Origin of the sequence: Sphaerospermopsis kisseleviana CS-549 (genome assembly GCF_028329225.1) — a bacterium.
Taxonomy (GTDB): domain Bacteria; phylum Cyanobacteriota; class Cyanobacteriia; order Cyanobacteriales; family Nostocaceae; genus Sphaerospermopsis; species Sphaerospermopsis kisseleviana.
Genome location: NZ_JAQMTI010000158.1, coordinates 1 through 18,324, shown reverse-complemented (window position 1 = coordinate 18,324; position 18,324 = coordinate 1). Strand labels below are relative to the sequence as shown.

20 protein-coding genes are annotated in these 18,324 nt (G+C 35.8%); 12 read left to right on the top strand and 8 right to left on the bottom strand.

Going from position 1 to position 18,324, the window contains the following annotated elements:
- Positions 1-6 precede the first annotated feature (6 nt).
- Both PN497_RS13270 and PN497_RS13265 read left to right on the top strand, forming a co-directional pair.
- Positions 7-606, top strand: a complete 600-nt coding sequence (locus PN497_RS13270) for a Uma2 family endonuclease (protein ID WP_096567841.1) — start codon at positions 7-9, stop codon at positions 604-606.
- Between the two features lie 182 nt (positions 607-788).
- Positions 789-1,262 (top strand): DNA phosphorothioation-associated protein 4, encoded by a 474-nt coding sequence (locus PN497_RS13265; protein ID WP_096567843.1) that lies wholly within the window; start codon positions 789-791, stop codon positions 1,260-1,262.
- A gap of 16 nt (positions 1,263-1,278) precedes the next feature.
- Here the strand turns inward: PN497_RS13265 and PN497_RS13260 are convergent, their stop codons facing one another.
- The 3 genes from PN497_RS13260 to PN497_RS13250 form a co-directional block, all read right to left on the bottom strand.
- On the bottom strand, positions 1,279-2,454 hold the full coding sequence (locus PN497_RS13260) for a DGQHR domain-containing protein (RefSeq protein WP_096567845.1): 1,176 nt from the start codon (positions 2,452-2,454) through the stop codon (positions 1,279-1,281).
- Between the two features lie 36 nt (positions 2,455-2,490).
- Complete coding sequence (locus PN497_RS13255) at positions 2,491-3,336, bottom strand: HNH endonuclease (protein WP_096567847.1); 846 nt, start codon at positions 3,334-3,336, stop codon at positions 2,491-2,493.
- Positions 3,337-3,407: 71 nt separating this feature from the next.
- On the bottom strand, positions 3,408-5,003 hold the full coding sequence (locus PN497_RS13250; RefSeq protein WP_096567849.1) for a DGQHR domain-containing protein: 1,596 nt from the start codon (positions 5,001-5,003) through the stop codon (positions 3,408-3,410).
- Positions 5,004-5,196: 193 nt separating this feature from the next.
- On the opposite strand from PN497_RS13250, the gene dndC reads away from it, so the two are divergent.
- From dndC to PN497_RS13200, 10 genes are all read left to right on the top strand, one after another.
- Complete coding sequence (dndC, locus tag PN497_RS13245) at positions 5,197-6,819, top strand: DNA phosphorothioation system sulfurtransferase DndC (RefSeq protein WP_096567851.1); 1,623 nt, start codon at positions 5,197-5,199, stop codon at positions 6,817-6,819.
- A 3-nt stretch (positions 6,820-6,822) separates the two neighbouring features.
- A complete protein-coding gene (locus PN497_RS13240) occupies positions 6,823-7,443 on the top strand; it encodes a Uma2 family endonuclease (protein ID WP_096567853.1) in 621 nt (206 codons plus the stop codon).
- Between the two features lie 92 nt (positions 7,444-7,535).
- Complete coding sequence (gene dndD / locus PN497_RS13235; RefSeq protein ID WP_096567855.1) at positions 7,536-9,524, top strand: DNA sulfur modification protein DndD; 1,989 nt, start codon at positions 7,536-7,538, stop codon at positions 9,522-9,524.
- Positions 9,525-9,585: 61 nt separating this feature from the next.
- A complete protein-coding gene (locus PN497_RS13230; RefSeq protein WP_096567857.1) occupies positions 9,586-9,960 on the top strand; it encodes a four helix bundle protein in 375 nt (124 codons plus the stop codon).
- Between the two features lie 59 nt (positions 9,961-10,019).
- Complete coding sequence (gene dndE / locus PN497_RS13225; RefSeq protein WP_096567859.1) at positions 10,020-10,415, top strand: DNA sulfur modification protein DndE; 396 nt, start codon at positions 10,020-10,022, stop codon at positions 10,413-10,415.
- Positions 10,416-10,497: 82 nt separating this feature from the next.
- Complete coding sequence (locus tag PN497_RS13220; RefSeq protein ID WP_096567861.1) at positions 10,498-11,787, top strand: AmpG family muropeptide MFS transporter; 1,290 nt, start codon at positions 10,498-10,500, stop codon at positions 11,785-11,787.
- Positions 11,772-12,173, top strand: coding sequence for an ABC transporter permease (locus PN497_RS13215; RefSeq protein WP_096567863.1), 402 nt, complete (start codon positions 11,772-11,774; stop codon positions 12,171-12,173). The genes PN497_RS13220 and PN497_RS13215 overlap by 16 nt, the downstream gene beginning before the upstream one ends.
- A 99-nt stretch (positions 12,174-12,272) precedes the next feature.
- On the top strand, positions 12,273-12,416 hold the full coding sequence (locus PN497_RS13210) for a hypothetical protein (protein ID WP_187041732.1): 144 nt from the start codon (positions 12,273-12,275) through the stop codon (positions 12,414-12,416).
- Between the two features lie 129 nt (positions 12,417-12,545).
- A complete protein-coding gene (locus tag PN497_RS13205; protein ID WP_096567865.1) occupies positions 12,546-13,142 on the top strand; it encodes a GNAT family N-acetyltransferase in 597 nt (198 codons plus the stop codon).
- A 153-nt stretch (positions 13,143-13,295) separates the two neighbouring features.
- On the top strand, positions 13,296-14,054 hold the full coding sequence (locus tag PN497_RS13200; RefSeq protein ID WP_096567867.1) for a HEAT repeat domain-containing protein: 759 nt from the start codon (positions 13,296-13,298) through the stop codon (positions 14,052-14,054).
- A gap of 66 nt (positions 14,055-14,120) precedes the next feature.
- Here the strand turns inward: PN497_RS13200 and PN497_RS13195 are convergent, their stop codons facing one another.
- The 5 genes from PN497_RS13195 to PN497_RS13175 all read right to left on the bottom strand — a co-directional run bounded on the left by PN497_RS13195 (position 14,121) and on the right by PN497_RS13175 (position 18,185).
- The gene (locus PN497_RS13195) at positions 14,121-14,819 is read right to left on the bottom strand and encodes a uracil-DNA glycosylase (protein ID WP_096567868.1); all 699 of its coding nucleotides are present in this window, start codon (positions 14,817-14,819) and stop codon (positions 14,121-14,123) included.
- A gap of 65 nt (positions 14,820-14,884) precedes the next feature.
- Positions 14,885-15,259: a phosphomannose isomerase type II C-terminal cupin domain gene (locus tag PN497_RS13190; protein ID WP_096567870.1), complete on the bottom strand. Its 375-nt coding sequence runs from the start codon at positions 15,257-15,259 to the stop codon at positions 14,885-14,887.
- A 360-nt stretch (positions 15,260-15,619) separates the two neighbouring features.
- Positions 15,620-15,751, bottom strand: a complete 132-nt coding sequence (locus PN497_RS13185; protein WP_272110365.1) for a hypothetical protein — start codon at positions 15,749-15,751, stop codon at positions 15,620-15,622.
- 71 nt (positions 15,752-15,822) lie between these two features.
- Positions 15,823-17,148 carry a TIGR03279 family radical SAM protein gene (locus PN497_RS13180; protein WP_096567874.1) on the bottom strand — a complete coding sequence of 442 codons (1,326 nt, stop codon included), beginning with the start codon at positions 17,146-17,148 and terminating at the stop codon, positions 15,823-15,825.
- A gap of 116 nt (positions 17,149-17,264) precedes the next feature.
- Positions 17,265-18,185 (bottom strand): undecaprenyl-diphosphate phosphatase, encoded by a 921-nt coding sequence (locus PN497_RS13175; protein ID WP_096567876.1) that lies wholly within the window; start codon positions 18,183-18,185, stop codon positions 17,265-17,267.
- Positions 18,186-18,324: the final 139 nt, after the last annotated feature.

Below are 18,324 nucleotides of genomic sequence, written 5' to 3'. Positions count from 1 at the left end.
GGAAAAATGGTTGCTATTTCTGATCGGTTTTATCTCACTCCCCAAGAGTTTTTAGAGTGGGAAGAGTTACAGGAAATTAAATATGAATATCTTGATGGTGAAGTTTTTGCAATGACTGGAGGTACTATTCCTCATGCTGCGATCGCTTTAAATTTAGCTTCTACTTTGAAAAGTCATTTACGGGGAAGTAAGTGCAGTGCTTTGATGTCAGATGCAAAGGTTGGAGTTTCTGAAAATGGACCTTTTTTCTATCCTGATGTGGTGGTGAGTTGTCATCCTCAAGATAGACAAGCGATTAAGTTTTTGCAATTTCCTTGTTTAATTGTTGAGGTACTTTCTCCGGGTACGGAAGCTTATGATCGGGGTAAAAAGTTTGAAAAATATCGCAATTTTTCTAGTTTACAGGAATATGTTTTGATTGATTCTCAAAAAATCGGTTTAGAATGTTTTAGGTTAAATGATCGGGGTTTTTGGGAATTACATCCTTTTGTTGAGGGTGATGAGGTTCATTTAACAAGTGTTGATTTTCAGTTTCCTTTGTCTTTGATTTATGAGAATGTGGTTTTGGTGGGAGAAAATGAAGAGTTTAAGGATCAAGCAGGTTAATTTTTGATGACAAATATTATCTGCGTCTATCTGTGTTCATCTGTGTTTTATTTTTTTTCTCACGCAAAGACGCAATCTCCGTCAGGAGATCCCGCAGGGTAGACGCAAAGGGAAGAGAGCAAAGTTTTGATTTTAGTTAGTACCATTTGTTGTAAAATATTGGGAGTTGAGATTTTAAGATTATGGCGGAATCTGGTAGAATCAGGGTGGCCAAGGATAAGGCTGATTTGGTGAAGTCTTTAATTTCTTCTGATGGGGGAAATGGTCCTTTTCAAACTTTCGCTGATGTGATTGTTTTTGCTGCTGCTTTGGGGGTTAAGTATAAGAAGCGTGTTCCTTTTGAGGAAGTTTCTAAACGTGAACCATCTCCTATTCGTTTGGAAGTTTTTGCAGTATCAGGATATGATCTTATAATTAAATTATTGGGAATTACAGAAACTCAAAATATTCAAATTTTATCTCCTAATGATGAGGAATTTGAAAAACAACGTAATGAAATTTTTGAAGAATATGCTAATGGTGGTTTAGAAGTTTTACAAGGTGAACTGAGGGGAGCAGTAGATTATTCTGAAAGAATTTTATTATTTTTACAGCATGAAAAACTTAACAATAAAAAAGAAGACGAGGAATTTGATTTAACAAGATTCCTGTCTTGAGAAAAAAGAAAAATCTTTAATCTATATCTTGAATTATTCTAGGTAGTTTCAAATCTTTGTACCAATCTCTTCTGAGTTTACAATTATCTGCTAATGTTGATAAATCTTCCTTTATTTGTTTTCTTACAGCAGCACTATCTTGAAGTTGTGTAATAGACCATTCTTCTTCCCAAAATTCTTTGGGAAGTAATCTAACAATTCCTAAAACTTGATTTTCTAATTGCTCAGAATCAAAAATATCTACAATACTCAATTCCCAGGCAAATTTTAAACGCTCAACAATAAACTCATTTAGTGAATTAATATTCACTTTCTTCATGAATTTATTATCTGTTCCCCATATTGTAGAATAATTTTGTTTTATAGCTCTCCAAATTGCACAAAATATTTCAAACAAAGAGTCATCATCCTCTTCTAAAAATGTAAATGTTGTTTTTAAATACTTTAAAGATTGCTCTATAGCGGAAACTGGTACTAACTTATTACCTTGTTTATTGTAAGGCCAATCTAATAAATTTTGGAAAGGACTGGTATCTAAATCATTAATATCTCGTAGTGTGGGAGATGTATTTCCATATTTGACTCCAGCTTTTAGCAGTCGAAACTGTAACTCTTCCTCATTTAAATTCGCAATTATACCTTTAACATTATTTGTGGTTACTCTAACTGCTTTGTTATTTATTACGATAAATTGGAATGCTTGTTCCTCAACAGTAGCATTGACTAAACTAACAACAAGGATAGGTAAATCTTCTGCATCGTAATCGGATAGACCATAAAGACGATGTTGTCCATCAACAACATAAGCACAAAAATCTTTATTTGCTTTATCGAAAGAGAATTGAAGTATACCCCATTCCATTATTTTTTCGCAGTTATTATGTATTTCTATGTCAGAAATAGATTGGGATAATTTGTCTTGCAAAGGAGTAAATGTTGCATTATTTGGTTCAAATGCTAACAAAATATTGTTAGGAATTGTATTTTTTGAACCAGATTTTACAAATCGCGTTATCGCTTTTCTTCTAGTAGGTGTTAAAACTCGTTGAGTACCTTCTCTTGAATCCTCTGCTCTTCTAACACCAGCCCATTGTATAATGTCTTTAACGCGAGCGTAAAATACAAAGAAGGGTATAGTATCTTTATCCAACCTTTGTCTTATTAAGCATCCAAAATAAGTTTTATTTCCCATAAATGCTCCTAAAATTTAATAACAGTATTATTGAATTTACTCTGGACTGTGTTCGTTACAATATACTTCTATATTTAAGAAGTGCCAACTGTCATTTGGATTAACACGACCAAACTTTAATGGACCTACGGTTAACGCTGGTTTACCACATACACTACAACTGTAGTTACTTTTGGCTGATATAGCTATTCTATAATCTTTTACAAACTCGGTTGAAAAACTCTGATCATTCTTATCACTAACTAGACACATTTGTTCATAATGAAAATCCGCAGCATCTATATAATTTTTCTTGACTTTATTACAATAAGGGCAAGATAACTTTAGGTTAAATTCTTCACTAGATCCTCCCATTGCTCTTGGCCAGATATGTTCAACTTGACTTTTTTCTTTTATTTCTAAATCTTTAACTGTTTTGTTTTCTTCTATTATTTCTTCTAATGAGTTACCACATATATAACAGCATAGTTGATTATTTGATTTCGCTTGATTAAAAATTCGTTGTTTTTTAGAATTTTTTAATTTTTTATTTTTTGCATCAAGACATAGTATCAGAAGAGACAGAATTTGTTCAATCTTATCCTGCTGAATATTAGTATTTTCTGTAAGAAAACGCCTCAATTCAATCAAGAATTTCTCAGGAGGAAACATATCTGAATCATACTTTCTTCTGAGATAGTCAGCTGTATTTATTAATCTTCTTAGTAGATAGTTTATACTACTGTCATAAACAAGTTTCATAAAATTCCCACCAGCTACCAAACCAAAATCTATTCTAGATACAAAAGAATTGTCCTCAGTAATAACTATGCTCTCTGAGTCTAAAGGATATATTGTCTTTAGCAGATCACGTAGTTGTTGACCTGGATTAATGCCATCCATACAGTAAAATAGAACACACTATATCTAATAGTAGAATATGTGGCACTAATCCGTCAATTCTTATTTAATAATTAAAGAAAAGATGGAAGTCCTACATCTTGCGGATCAACCAACTTACCATCAAAACCAATAGTATTATTTTCCATCGTTCTAGCATCGGCTAAAGCTTTACGCAATTGTGCAACCTCCATTTTTTCAGTCATTCCCCCCAAAATATAAACCAACAACTTCACCGCTAACTCCTTTCCTGAAACCTGAACCCGCTTTTTATTAGGATCATATAAAACCCCATACCATAAAGAATGGGGAAACTCCATTTCACTAAAACCACCCTGACGATCAAATTTTCGCAACTTCTTAAAAATAGCTTCTAAAGACATACCTTTTTTAAAAACCAAAATTCCCAAAGCTTGCGCTAAAGCAACTTGAGACACTGGACGAAATAAAATATTTGCCTCACCACCACCTTTTTCAAAACTAAAACGTCTTAAATTTGGTGTATCTTCATGATCTAAAATTTTATAACTGGGAAGACTCGCTAAATAATCAAATAATTCTGTAAAATCTGCAATTCCTTCTTGTAATTCTTCATCATCTGGACGTTGAGGAATTAACCCTTTTTCTAAAGGTTTCCAATGGGGGAATTTTTGCCCTAAATATGTAGTAGACATATCCTGTAAAGCTTGCAGTGTAGTCAAAACAGTAGAATTTTTTGCTACTGTAGCACTATTCCAATTGATACGCGGTTTGCGCTTTTCTTTCTCTGCCAAAAGTGGATGTGTCACCGCAATTTTTCGCGCTACAATTGCAAAACCATCATCTTCATTTAACTGGGTTAATTGACCTTTTGTTAAAGGTGCAGCCATTAAATTTACATGAACAAAAATAGACCTAACTCGTTGTTTTGCTTCTGTATAAGTTTCTCCAGCATTCACCGCACAAATAAACTCAATGCCGATTTTTTCCTGTGGTAAATTTTGCAGATCATCAACATCAATTTGAGAATCATCTATCAATTCTGAGAGAGTAATATAACTATCACTATGAGTTTTATCTTTTTTATATCTTCTCAATTTACCAGTTTGCAGTAATTCTAATAAACCTTGAACTCCCATTAATCTATGCTGACCATCTAAAGCATAAATACTAACATTTTCTTCCGCTACATTTAACAAACCAAAAGAACCATTTTTATCTAGAGGAATAAAATCTGTAGTAGCTTTTTTAGCACGTCCTTCACTATTCCACTCATCTGCTTTTGCATTATCAACCCAAGATTGATTAATTACAACCAATACCGGGGGAAACTTATGGTTTTTTCGTGATGCTAAATATTGTACTAACGCAGCTTGACGCGACCAATCTAACGGACGTTGCTGAACTTCATCAATACTATCTGCATCAATTTCAATATTCTCGGTTTCGGAATTATAATTTTTTTGCAACAGAGGTAATGTAGAAGCAAAATTAACTCTCTTTGCAAACCATTCTAAAGTAACAGAACCCACATAAGCTTCAACACCTCCCATTTTTGTTTGCTGAACTAGAATTTGGTCTTGTTTGTCAAAAAATGTCTTGAGTAATGTAGATAACATCTGTTGACCTTGAGTTTCATTTTCTATGTACTGTTGAGAAATGTTACAATTTTGTTCAAATTGGCTGTCCATAAGGTTAATTTTTAAAAACTAAGGTTGAGACTGAGTTGCTTATTTTTCCAAAATATTGGATACTAAAAGTATAGTTTTTAAAAACAATTTTTAAAAGTTAATGTAAACTAACTTAGTATAAATAATTTTTGAATTTGCATTTATCTCAATACATATAATCCAGGTACATCTATATAATTACAGGTAGGGAGTCATGACTATAGCACCACAAACAGACAGTAAAAATCAGCAAAATCGCACTGTAGCGGAATTGGTAGACTATATTCAAGTTCTCACCACAGAAATTCAGGAATTATATTGTTTGGATGCAATACCTTGGGTTGTGGGTTATTCTGGGGGAAAGGACAGTACAGCAACGTTACAACTTATTTGGAATGCTATTTCTGGACTTCCACCAGAAAAAAGAACTAAAACTATTCATGTTATTACCACAGATACGGGTGTAGAAAATCCCTATGTTTCGGCTTGGGTACGTAATTCTCATAAGAATATCAAAAAAGCTGCCCAAGAACAAAAAATGCCAATGATCCCACATATTTTAGAACCAGAAACACAAGAAACATATTGGGTGGGTTTAATTGGTAAAGGATATCCCGCACCTCGTCAGAAGTTCCGTTGGTGTACCGGACGTTTAAAAATTAATCCATCTAACCGTTTTATTCGTGATGTGGTCAGAAGAGATGGAGAAACAATTCTTGTGTTAGGGATTCGCAAAACTGAAAGTAGAAATCGCGCTGCTACTATGAAGAGAATGGAAGAAAAAAGAGTGCGCGATCGCCTAAGTCCTAATGGAAATTTACCTAATTCCTTAGTTTATAGTCCTATTGAAGATTGGAGAACTGATGAAGTTTGGTTATATTTAATGCAGTGGGAAAATCCTTGGGGACATAGCAATAAAGATTTATTTGTGATGTATAGGGAATCAACAGAGGATAATGAATGTCCTTTAGTTGTTGATACCTCTACTCCCAGTTGTGGAAGTTCCCGTTTTGGTTGCTGGGTTTGTACCTTGGTTGAACGTGATACATCTTTGAACGCGATGATTCAAAATGATGAAGAAAAAGAATGGATGCAACCAATCGTTGATTTTCGTAGAGAATTAGATATTGAAAACGATAGAGAAAAAAGAGATTTTAGAAGATTACGAGGAGAAGTTCAATTATTTGAACGTAATAATAAAGATGGTGAAATATCAGTTGTACCCATACCCGGTCCTTATACAAAATATTGGCGAGAATATTGGTTAAGGAAACTATTAACCGCCCAAACAGAAATGAGAAAAAACGCCCCCGAAAACATGAGAGATATCACCTTAATATCTATGGAAGAACTCAGCGAAATTCGCCGGATATGGTTAGAAGAAAAACACGAATTTGATGATAGTTTACCCCGAATCTATCAAGAAGTGACAGGAGAAGAATTTAAAGATCCCCGTCCTGGTGCAGATTATAGCCTATTAGGTAGCGATGAATGGGAAGTATTAGAAGAAATCTGTCAAGGTGACGCAATGCAATTAGAACTAATGGCGAAATTGTTAGATACAGAAAGACAATTTAAGAAAAAAACGCGCCGAGTAGGGATTTTTGATAGTTTAGAAAAATGCTTTGAAACCAGTTCTCGTTCTCAACAAGATGCTATTGATTATGCCCATTTTAAAAGAGATTTACGACAAGCAGCAAGTGAAGGAGATATAGCCACAATTCGCGCAGCATTTAAACAATTAAATATCGGTGAAACAGCAGAAAAAGAAGAAAATGAACAACCAAATAAACCAGCAAATTTTGCGAGTATGAAATTTAAGAAAAAAGAGGAGTAGATTATGTTACAAACATTACCACAACTTATAGACTTAGAAGAATTTCTTGACTGGTATCCAGATGGATATGGACGGTTTGAATTACATGATGGAGTCATTTTTGAAATGCAACCAACGGGAACACATGAACAGGTATCAGGATTTTTAGCACAGACATTAAGTGTACAAATCGAACAAAATAACCTACCTTATTTTATCCCCAGACAATGTATTATTAAACCAGTAGATTCTGCCAAATCTGGTTATAATCCCGATGTCATTGTTTTAGATTGGAACGTCATTAATAATGAACCTTTATGGAATAAACGTTCTACAATTACCCAAGGTGAAACTGTCCGTTTAGTAATTGAATTAGTTAGCACAAATTGGCAAGATGACTATTTAATCAAATTAGCTGAATATGAAAAATTAGGTATTTCTGAATATTGGATCACTGATTATCTAGGTTTAGGTGGAAGAAGATATATTGGTAATCCTAAACAACCAACAATTTCTATACATAATTTAATTGAAGGAGAATATCAAGTTAGTCAATTTACAGGAAATGATGTGTTAATTTCTGCGGCATTTCCTAACTTGAATTTAACAGCTAATCAAATTTTTAGAATTGGTGATAAAAGGTAAAAATAAATCCTTCATTTCTCGTTCTAGAAATTGGCTTCTCTGTGCCTCTGTGGTTCGTTTAAAAAACTATTAATTTTTAAATTTTAACTCTCATGATCTTCCTAGAACTCGTACTGCAAAACTTCGGTCCCTACGCTGGTAGACAAGTCATCAACCTTGATCCCAGAATAGATCAAGATAATATTCGCCCTATCATCCTTTTAGGAGGAATGAATGGTGGCGGAAAAACAACATTAATGGATGCTATTCGCCTCGCATTATATGGACAACGCGCCCAATGTTCTACTAGAGGAAACTTGAGTTATAATGATTTTTTAACTCAATGTGTCAATAGTCAAGCTGATCCCATTAATAAAACCCGAATTGAATTAGTTTTTGAACACATCGAAGACGATAAACCAATTCAATATCGTGTAGTGAGAACTTGGGAAAAAAATCCCAAAGACGGTAAAGACTCATTAGGAATTTTAGGAAAAGATGAAACTTGGCCTGTTGATTCTTTAGCTACTATTTGGGATGAATATATAGAAAATATTCTCCCTTTAGGTATTTCTAATTTATTTCTGTTTGATGGGGAACAAGTAAAAGAACTTGCAGAACAAGAAACACCACCTGCTGTAGTTGTAGATGCTATTAATGGACTTTTAGGATTAGAATTAGCTGATAAATTAGCAGTAGATTTAGAAATATTAGTGAATCGTAAGAAAAAGGAAACTGCTGATAAACAAGATTTAGCTAAATTAGAAGAATTAGAAAACCGTTTAGCAGAACAATTACAAAAAGAAAATAATAAACAAAAAGAATTAGAAAAATTAGAAACAGATTTAAAAGATTTAAAAATTCAATATGATGAAGCATTAAATAAATATATTTCTGAAGGTGGAAAACTCGCTGCTGAACGTAGTCAACTAGACACCCAAAAAGAAAATCAAGTTCAAAATGCAGAAAATATCCGTAAATCATTACGTGAATTAGCGGAAGATGTGCTACCATTAGGGTTAATTCCTAATTTATTATCCCAAATTCAAACCCAAGGGGAAAAAGAGTTAAAATTTCAACAAATGCAATTAGCAAAGGATGTGTTAATTGCTAGAGATCAACGTTTACTAAATTTGCTCAATCAGCTAAATTTAGAATTAGAGAAAATTAACAGTATTCAAAATTTCTTAGTTGAAGATATTGATAAATTATATGCTGTTAATTCATCTACAGAAACCACTTGGTTAAATGCTGATGAAGAAAGTTTAACTTTGTTAGATAATCTCGTCTATCGTTTACAAATTGCCAAAAATACAGCTAATGCTAAAATATTAGAACTGCAAAATTACGAAGAACAAATACTCACCATAGACAGACAAATTCAAACAGCAGCAGCACCAGAAGCTTATGCAGAATTACAACAAGCTAGGGAAAAAGCCGAAAGAGAATGGAATAAAGCAAATAGTAATGTAGAGTTTTTAAAACGTCATTTATTAGAATTACAAGCAACAATTGAAAAAACCAAAAAAGAACTAACTAACTATACTAGCGATAGTTTGAAATATCAAAGTACAGAACATTTAATTAATGCAGTCACTAAAGTACAAGCAACCTTAAAGATATTTAGAGAAAAATTGACATTAAGGAAATTGAATAAATTAGAAGAAGAAGTAAAAAACTGTTTTCTTTATCTTCTGCATAAATCAGATTTAGTTCATAGAATTGCCATTGATGCCCAGACATTTAGTATATCATTATATGATTTAAAAGGAAAACCAGTACCTAAAAATCGCCTATCAGCAGGAGAAAAACAACTATTAGCGATCGCCTTCCTTTGGGGTTTAGCAAAAGTATCAGGAAAACGTTTACCCGTTGCTATTGACACACCACTAGGAAGACTCGACTCATCCCACAGAAACAACCTAGTAGAAAGATACTTTCCCGCAGCGAGTCATCAAGTAATCTTACTTTCCACCGACACAGAAATAGCCAAAAAAGAAGTAGAACTCCTGAGAGAAAACGAAGCGATCGCCCGTGAATACCTCTTGCAATATAACTCCGGTAAAAGAGAAACTACAATAAAAGACGGTTATTTTTGGTAACTTGGTAATGGGTAATTGGTAATGGGTAATTGGTAATTGGTAATTGTGAGGAATAAAATATATGGGTAGACCAGATTTTGAGGAGTTGCAAGTTTATAGGTTATCGGAAAAATTAGCCAATGAAATTTGGAAAATAGTTATACAATGGGATAGTTTTTATAAAGATACAGTAGGTAAGCAAATTGTGCGTGCAGCAGATAGTATTGGGTCAAATATAGCAGAAGGAAGGGGACGTTATAATTTTCAAGATAATAAACGGTTTATTAAAATTGATAGAGGTTCTCTAAATGAAACAATTCATTGGATGAGATTAGATTATGTTCGCAAATTATTAACAATTGAACAAGTTAACATTCTCAAACCATTAATAGATGAACTGTCACCAAAATTAAACGCCTACTTAAATTCTCTTGGCAACACTAAAGACACAGATTAATACCCATCACCAATTACCAATTACCAATTACCAATTACCAATTACCAATTACCAAAATCATGGAATCACCAATAGAACGTATTAGACTATCCCAAACAGCCAAAGATCAACTACTCAAACTCAAACGCAACACCAAAATAGAACAATGGAACATCCTATGCAGATGGGCGTTTTGTCGTTCCCTAGCAGAAACCGCCCCCCCATCACCCGTACCCATCCCCCAAGATAGCAACGTAGAACTAACCTGGAAAGTATTTGGGGGAGAAATGGCTGATATATTGCTATTGGCATTGAAACAACGTTGTCACAACGACGGTTTAGACACAGATAAAGAAACCCTCATCACCCAATTTCGTTTACACCTACATCGAGGAATAGGATACTTAGCCGGAGATCCAAATATTAAGAGAATTGAAGATTTAATAGAAATGGCAACAAAAAAAGTAAAATCCTGATTTTACAACGTTCAGACGTATCTAGACATGAACTACACAATAGTCATGTCAACAGCAACAATGGTAAGAAAATTTTTAATACATGAACCCAGTACAATCGCTATTAAAAGTATTCGGTAGCCGCAAAATGGCGGCTTTATTATTACTAGGTTTTTCCTCTGGTTTACCCTTATTTTTAACCAGCAAAACCTTACAAGCATGGATGACCATTGAAAAAGTAGATTTAACTGCCATTGGCTTATTTAGCCTTGTTGGTTTGCCCTATTCCTTAAAATTTCTTTGGTCGCCCTTGTTAGACTGGATTAAACTGCCCTTTTTAGGCAGGAGACGGGGTTGGTTAATTATCTTACAAATAGGGTTATTAATAGCGATCGCCTGCATGGCCTTACAACAACCCAAACAAGCCCTACAACTACTAGCCATCAACGCCGTAGCCATCGCCTTCCTCAGTGCCACCCAAGACATAGCCGCCGATGCCTACCGCACCGACATACTCGAACAACTAGAAATGGGTGCAGGTGCAGCCGTATTCGTTTTAGGTTATCGCATAGCATTACTACTCACAGGCTCATTAGCCCTCATCCTAGCTGATAAAATACCTTGGTCTTCAATCTACTTATTAATGGCAGTGGCTATGGCAGTAGGTATTATAGCCACCTTATTTGCACCAGAACCAAAAGAAACCATCCCACCAGAATCTTTAACCGCAGCCGTCATCTTACCCTTTGGTGAATTTTTTCAGCGTCAGGGCATAGTTTACGCCTCTTTAAGTCTCCTGTTCATAGTCTTATATAAACTCGGCGACTCCTTTGTGAATAATATGTCCACGCCGTTTTTGCTGCAAACAGGCTTTACTCAAACCGACATTGGCGCAATTCAAGGTGGCATGGGACTAATAGCCACCATAGTTGGTACACTGGCAGGAGGCGCATTTTTGAGTAAAATTGGGTTGAATCGTTCACTTTGGGTATTTGGTGGGTTGCAAGCAATCAGCAACTTAGCTTATCTTTTACTTGCACAAGTTGGGAAAAATTATCAGGTTCTCTTACTCACAATCAACATCGAAAACTTTTGTGCAGGATTAGGAACAGCCGCCTTTGTTGCTTTTTTAATGAATATGTGTAATCAGCGTTATTCCGCCACACAGTATGCTTTACTTTCTAGTTTTATGGCCGTCAGTCGTGATATTCTAGTTGCGCCAGCAGGTTGGTTAGCAAAAACTACAAGTTGGCCTTTATTTTTTGTGATTAGTATTGTTGCTGCTATACCGGGACTACTCCTATTACCTTTCTTTGCCCCTTGGAATCCCAAACCAGTGACAGCAACCAGACCAGGACTTGAAGAAGAAGAGGATATATGGGAAACCAAGTAGTAATTCTTGTCGGTACATTCGTCCTCGTTGTCACAGGTTTATTACTGGGCTACGTACTCTCACAATTAGTTTTAGGATATCTTCTCTTTAGCCCCCTCACTCTCCTGGGAACAATCAGCTTAGTTCTAATTTTTGGCACACTCTACTACGTTTTATTTTGGCAACTAAAAAGAGAACAGTTACAGCCCTCCACTCCCAGCCTACCTAATCAGGTAGACGAAGAAATTACAGGTAACTACCTCAAAAACCGACTCATTGCCAGATTATCCGGTGACGTAGCCGCAGCCGAAAGATTAATCGAACAAGCCAAGCAAAATTATCCCGGAATGCCAGAAAATTGGTATTGTGAACGAGTCCTGGATGATTTGGATCGGGATGCACGTTAACCTTTAGTTTTTCCTGCCTCCAAACTCGCTAAAATAAATTAAGAAAAATTTACATTAACTGGTTTTCCACCAGTTACCTCATTATTTACAATCCCGAATATGGCTTTTTTTCGTCAATACATCGCCCCCCTACTCGTAGTTCTAGTATTTTTGATTGCCCTAGTCGCAGTCAGCGCCCGGATTTTCCTACCCTCCGACATGGCCGCACCCGCACCCATTGGAGTGATAGTTAGTAATTTGTAAACAAGGGAACAGGTGACTGGTGACTGGTGACTGGTGACAGTAAAGAAAACTTGAGATTTTAGATTTTAGATTGGAGATACTCAAAACAATCCAAAATCCAAAATCCAAAATCCAAAATTGAATCGCCCCATGCCCAATTTTGACTTTCCTTTGGACGGCTATTCTATTCGCCGAGGTTCTACCTTAGACAAAGCACTATTGGTTAAGTTTATCCAGCGTACTTACCAAGAACTATTTCCTACTCAAGATTTTTCTCACCTCGCCTGTACAGTGGAACAATATTTCTCCACTGATACCCCTTTGTGGTGGGTATATGAAACTCAGGGAACAGGGAACAGGGAACAGGGAACAGAAGGCAGGAGGCAGGAGGCAGGAGGTAAATATTTCTTCCCAGTCACCAGTCCCCAATCCCCAGTCCCCAATCCCCAATCCCCAATCCCCAATCCCCAATCACCAGTTCCCATAGCCTGTCTTTGGGCAGGTAACGCCATAGACCAAGTTACAGGCGATCGCCATGCTCACATATTCTTGCTTTATGTTGTCCCTTCCCATCGTCGTCGGGGGATAGCTAAGGCATTAATGCAGCATATAGAAAACTGGGCAAAACAAAGGGGCGATCGCCAAATCGGACTCCAAGTATTTACCTCTAACACCCCCGCCCTCAACCTTTATCAAAATCTTGGTTATCAAACTCAATCCCTATGGATGATAAAATTCATTAGGTGATTGGGGACTGGTGACTGGGGAAGAAAATTTTAGATTTTAGATTTTAGATTTTAGATTGGAGATCACAAAAACAATCCAAAATCCAAAATCCAAAATCCAAAATAAAAAACTCCTGCCTCCTGCCTCCTATATAATTACTTTTTAAAAAATATTATGTACGACGAAGACGATATAAACCTACTTGATAACGAAGCTGATTTAGAAAGCCCCCTAGACAAAATAGAACCTATTACCCCTGAATCAGAAATAGTTAAACCTGATCCAGAGGCAATGTTAGCACTCTTGGAAGATCCTCAATCCCAGCAACGAATGTTAGCCGCCCGTGCATTTTGTGATATTCAAGATGAACGAGCTATACCCCATTTAATTCGCTTATTAACCGATTCTTGTCCTTTGGTCAGAGTCAGCGCCTCCTATGCCTTGGGACGTAACCCCAGCCCTGATGCTGTTGAACCCTTAATTAATCAACTTAACTGCGATTTTAATGGCTATGTCAGAAAAGGTGTAGTTTGGGCTTTAGGTAACTGCCGCGATCGCCGTTCCTTAAACCCCCTCATAGATGCCCTCAAAACCGACATTTCCGCCGTCCGTCTCTGGTCTGCCAGCGCCCTCGCCCAAATGGCAACTCTGGGTTATGAAGTAGTTATTGGCGCAATACCTCCCTTAATTGAAGCCCTTGTTCAAGACCCCATACCCGCCATCCGTAGTAACTGCGCTTGGGCAATCGGTCAACTGTGTAAAGAATTACCTTCTAATGTAGTCTATGCTACAGCTATAGACGCATTAATTCAAGCCTTTGCTGAAGATAAAGATTTGGGTGTCAGAGAAGATGCCAAAGCTTCACTGCTGGGAGTTGGTGATCCCCGTGGTTTGCAATTAATCGAAACCCTAGAACAAGAAGGATGGTTTTAGGTAATTGACAATTGACAATTGATAATTGACAATTTTAGATTGGAGTTCAGAAAAACAATCCAAAATCTAAAATCCAAAATCCAAAATCGGCAACTCCCAATCAATCTCAGGTTTACCCCAACCACTTAAAGCTGAATTAATAGCTGAAAAAGGTTTACTACCAAAAAAACCATTACGTGCAGAAAGGGGTGAAGGATGAGCAGATTTAATTACTAAATGTCGGCTAGTATCAATTAATTTCAGCTTCTTTTGTGCATAACCACCCCACAACACAAACACCACCGGATCGGATTTTTCATTAACCTTTTGAATCACTGCATCAGTGAAAATTTCCCACCCTTGATTTTTATGGGAATTTGGTGTGTGCGCCCTCACAGTTAACACCGCATTTAACATCAATATACCCTGTTTAGCCCAATTCACCAAATAACCATGATTGGGAATATCACACCCCACATCCGCTTTCAATTCTTTATAAATATTCATCAGTGATGGTGGTGGTTTAATCCCCGGTTTCACAGAAAAACATAAACCATGAGCTTGGTTTTCATCATGGTAAGGATCTTGTCCCAATAACAAAACATTTACCTCTTCATAAGACGTTAATTCAAAAGCTGAAAAAACATCTTCTTCTGGTGGATAAATATTATAAGATTGTCTTTCCTCACTTAAAAACTCTTGCAGTTTATTAAAATAAGGTTTCTCTAATTCCTCTGCTAAAATTGATTGCCAAGAATTAGGCAATTTAACATTTTTCTCTATCAATTATCCTCACCTCATAATTCATACATAATGATAAAAACTCTTCCCAGTCAACAATCACCAATCACCTATTCTTCAGGACGTTCTATATCATCTTCCCCTAAATATTCACCATTTTGAATTTCTAGAATTACTAAAGGAATAGAACCAGGATTTTCTACCTTATGCAAAGTTGCAGCAGGTACATAAGTTGACTGGTTACTATTTAACAATATTTCCTCAACACCACAAGTTACTTTGGCCACACCAGAAACTACAACCCAATGTTCATGACGATGATAATGGATTTGTGGTTTAATACCGTGTCTAGGTTTAATTTCCACCCGACTAATTCGATAATTTTCCCCCTCTTCTATGACTTCTACATGACCCCAGTAACGTTCCCCTGAATGGGAAGAACATTTTTTAATATTGGACTTCATCTCATTCTCATGCTGACTCATAACTGATTTACTACCTGGTTTAATTGTTATACCTATACAATTTAGCTGTGTAACAGCTTATGAGAATGTAGTTCATTTACCTAAAAATCACCATTAAATTTATATTAAATATCGATATTTTCTAGATAGATAAAGTTTTATTAGAGAACACAAATTGTGCAAATTATAGTGCTGACAAGTAATGGATTTATAATGGCGATCGCACAATTTACATTTTGCATAATCATGCTTTCAGTAACTTCAATCTCTAGACAAACTGGCTCTAAATTATTAATTTATATCAAGTTAATAATTTTAGAGCTTAAATCTGATTGATTAAATTCAATTACTGATAATATCCGCAGGATTAACATAAATAACCTAACGAACTGTTAACCCTGAGTTAGAATTGATTACTTTCCTCTCACCGTACCGCAATAACCTTTCTATAGTTAACAACTGATTTTCCCATACTTTAACTCGATAGGGATTTTCCTTTGCTGCTGTACCCATCCAAATTTTAAATTGAGTCTGAAAACGAACGATTGGTGATGTACTACTGACAACTGATAACTGATAACTGTCTACTGACAACAAGTATTGATTAATTCCTCAACTCCCGCAACTGGGAATATGCTGATATTCAACTGACGCGATACTTCTTCTACTGTCATATCATCTAAAAATATTAACTCACCATGTTTGAGCATGACACTAGGTAATAAAATACCATCTCCTAAATCTTGCCCTTTTAAATGATACAGTAAATCATGTCCGGTTAATAATCCGGTAACACTGATATTTTGCCCCCAATAATCACTATATAAAGCACGCATTTTTACATCCAAACCTTCTACATTATTTAACTGTTTAACCAGTGGTTTAAATGCCGTTTCTACTGCATTACCTACCACCCAAGTTAATTTTTTTGCAGGAAAGATTTTTGCTGGTAATAATTCGTTAGCTGCATGGGCAAATTGTTTAATAAATAAGCGAATAGAACCCACACCATTATCTAGTTGTGGATATTCTTCATATTCCGCTTCACTTGGTAATTCTGCACCAGCAATTAAAAACCATTCATCCGCTAACCAAGCTACATTAGAACCATATTTTTGTTTAAATTCTTGGCACAGTAATTTCACTTGAGAAATTACTTCTTTGGCTTTTTCTCTTGTTACAGGTACGAGTTCATCTTCTTGAGGACGAAATCGCGTTAAACCAACAGGAACAACTGCTACTGATGCTACTGCTGGTATTTCTCCTGTATGAAATGATGTCAAATCTCTTAATGTTTTTTCTAGATGTTCACCATCATTTATTCCTGGACAAACTACTACTTGAGCATGAATTTGTAACCGTCTTTCTTGAAACCATTTGAGTTGTTGTATAATCTGCCCAGCACGGGGATTTTTTAATAGTCTAGTTCTCACTTCTGGTTCTGTCGCATGAACAGAAACATATAAGGGAGATAACCGCATTTGTTCAATTCGTTGCCATTCTTTTTCTGGTAAATTCGTTAAGGTTAAATAAGAACCATATAAAAAACTCAACCGATAATCGTCATCTTTTAAATATAAGCTGGAACGTTTACCAGGTGGTTGTTGATCAATAAAGCAAAATGGACAACGGTTATTACATTGAATTAAATTATCAAATAAAGCCGTTGCAAATTCTAAACCTAAGTCTTCATCATAATCTTTTTCAATTTCAATTTGATGAGTTTTACCGTGAGCATCTAATACTTCAAGTTCTAAAAATTCATCTGCACACAAAAACTGATAATCAATTAAATCACGTGGTTTTGTACCATTAATGGCAACTATCGCATCACCAACTTCAAAACCAATTTCAGCGGCGATTGATTCAGGTAGCACCTTGGTAATTTTTGCAGGTTGAATGGTAGACATATATTAGGGAATAGGGAATAGGGAATAGGGAATAGGGAATAGGGAATAGGGAATGGGGAATAGAAGGTAAAAGGCAAAAGTTAATATTCTCTCCCTGACTCCTGACTCCTGGAAAATTATCCTTGCCAACCGTTGGCGATCGCTAATAAAATAGCACAACCAAAAGCTAATCTATACCAAACAAACACAAATGTATTTTTTGTTTGTAAGTACCTAATCAAAAATGCAATTGATAAATAAGAAAAAATAAAGGTGGAAACAATCCCTATAACTAATAATAAAACTATATTATCTGGTAATTGCCCTTCCTGAAACAACTGAAAAATTTTCAAACTTTTATATAAGGTAGCTATCGTCAAAGTAGGAAACCCTAATAAAAATGAAAACTTTGCTGCTGTATCACGTTCTAATCCTAAAAATAAGGCTGTAGTTAAGGTTGAACCAGAACGAGAAACCCCAGGAATTAAAGCTAGAGTTTGTCCTAATCCTACCAAAATACCATCCCGAATTTGTAAGGAATCAAAACCACGCTTGCGAGTTCCAACCTTTTCTGCCAAACCCAATAAAATCGACATGATCACTGACATTATAGCAATGACTAATGCACTTTCAGGTAAAACATCTTTTAACAGAAACCCCAAAATTAATGCCGGCATTGTTCCTACAGCAATACCCACCAATATTTTCCATTCTTCTCGTTGCCAATCTTGATCTTGAAATGCGGCAATTGCACCTGTAACAATACTAGAAATTTGTGACCAAAAATATAATAATATCGCTATCACACTACCAAATTGAATCGCATCCACAAAATCTTTAGCACCTAGTTCTTTCCAAGCAAATACTTTGGTGACTATTAACAAATGTGCTGTACTACTAATCGGTAAAAACTCTGTAATACCTTGCACAATACCTAAAATAAAAGCTTGCAACCATTCCGGGGTAACTTGTTTTGTATTTTCTGCTACGGCCAGCAAATGGGATGATAGTTGGGATGATAGTAAATATATACTACTTGCTTCTAAAATTGTTGTCATTAACCAGACTCCCAAAATGGATGTGTAATTTTAACAAATTATCCAACCTGATCCGCTATTGTCATCAGTTTTTCCGGGCAAGATTTTTTTGGGGACTGGTGACTGGGGACTGGGGACTGGGGACTGGTGACTGGGGACT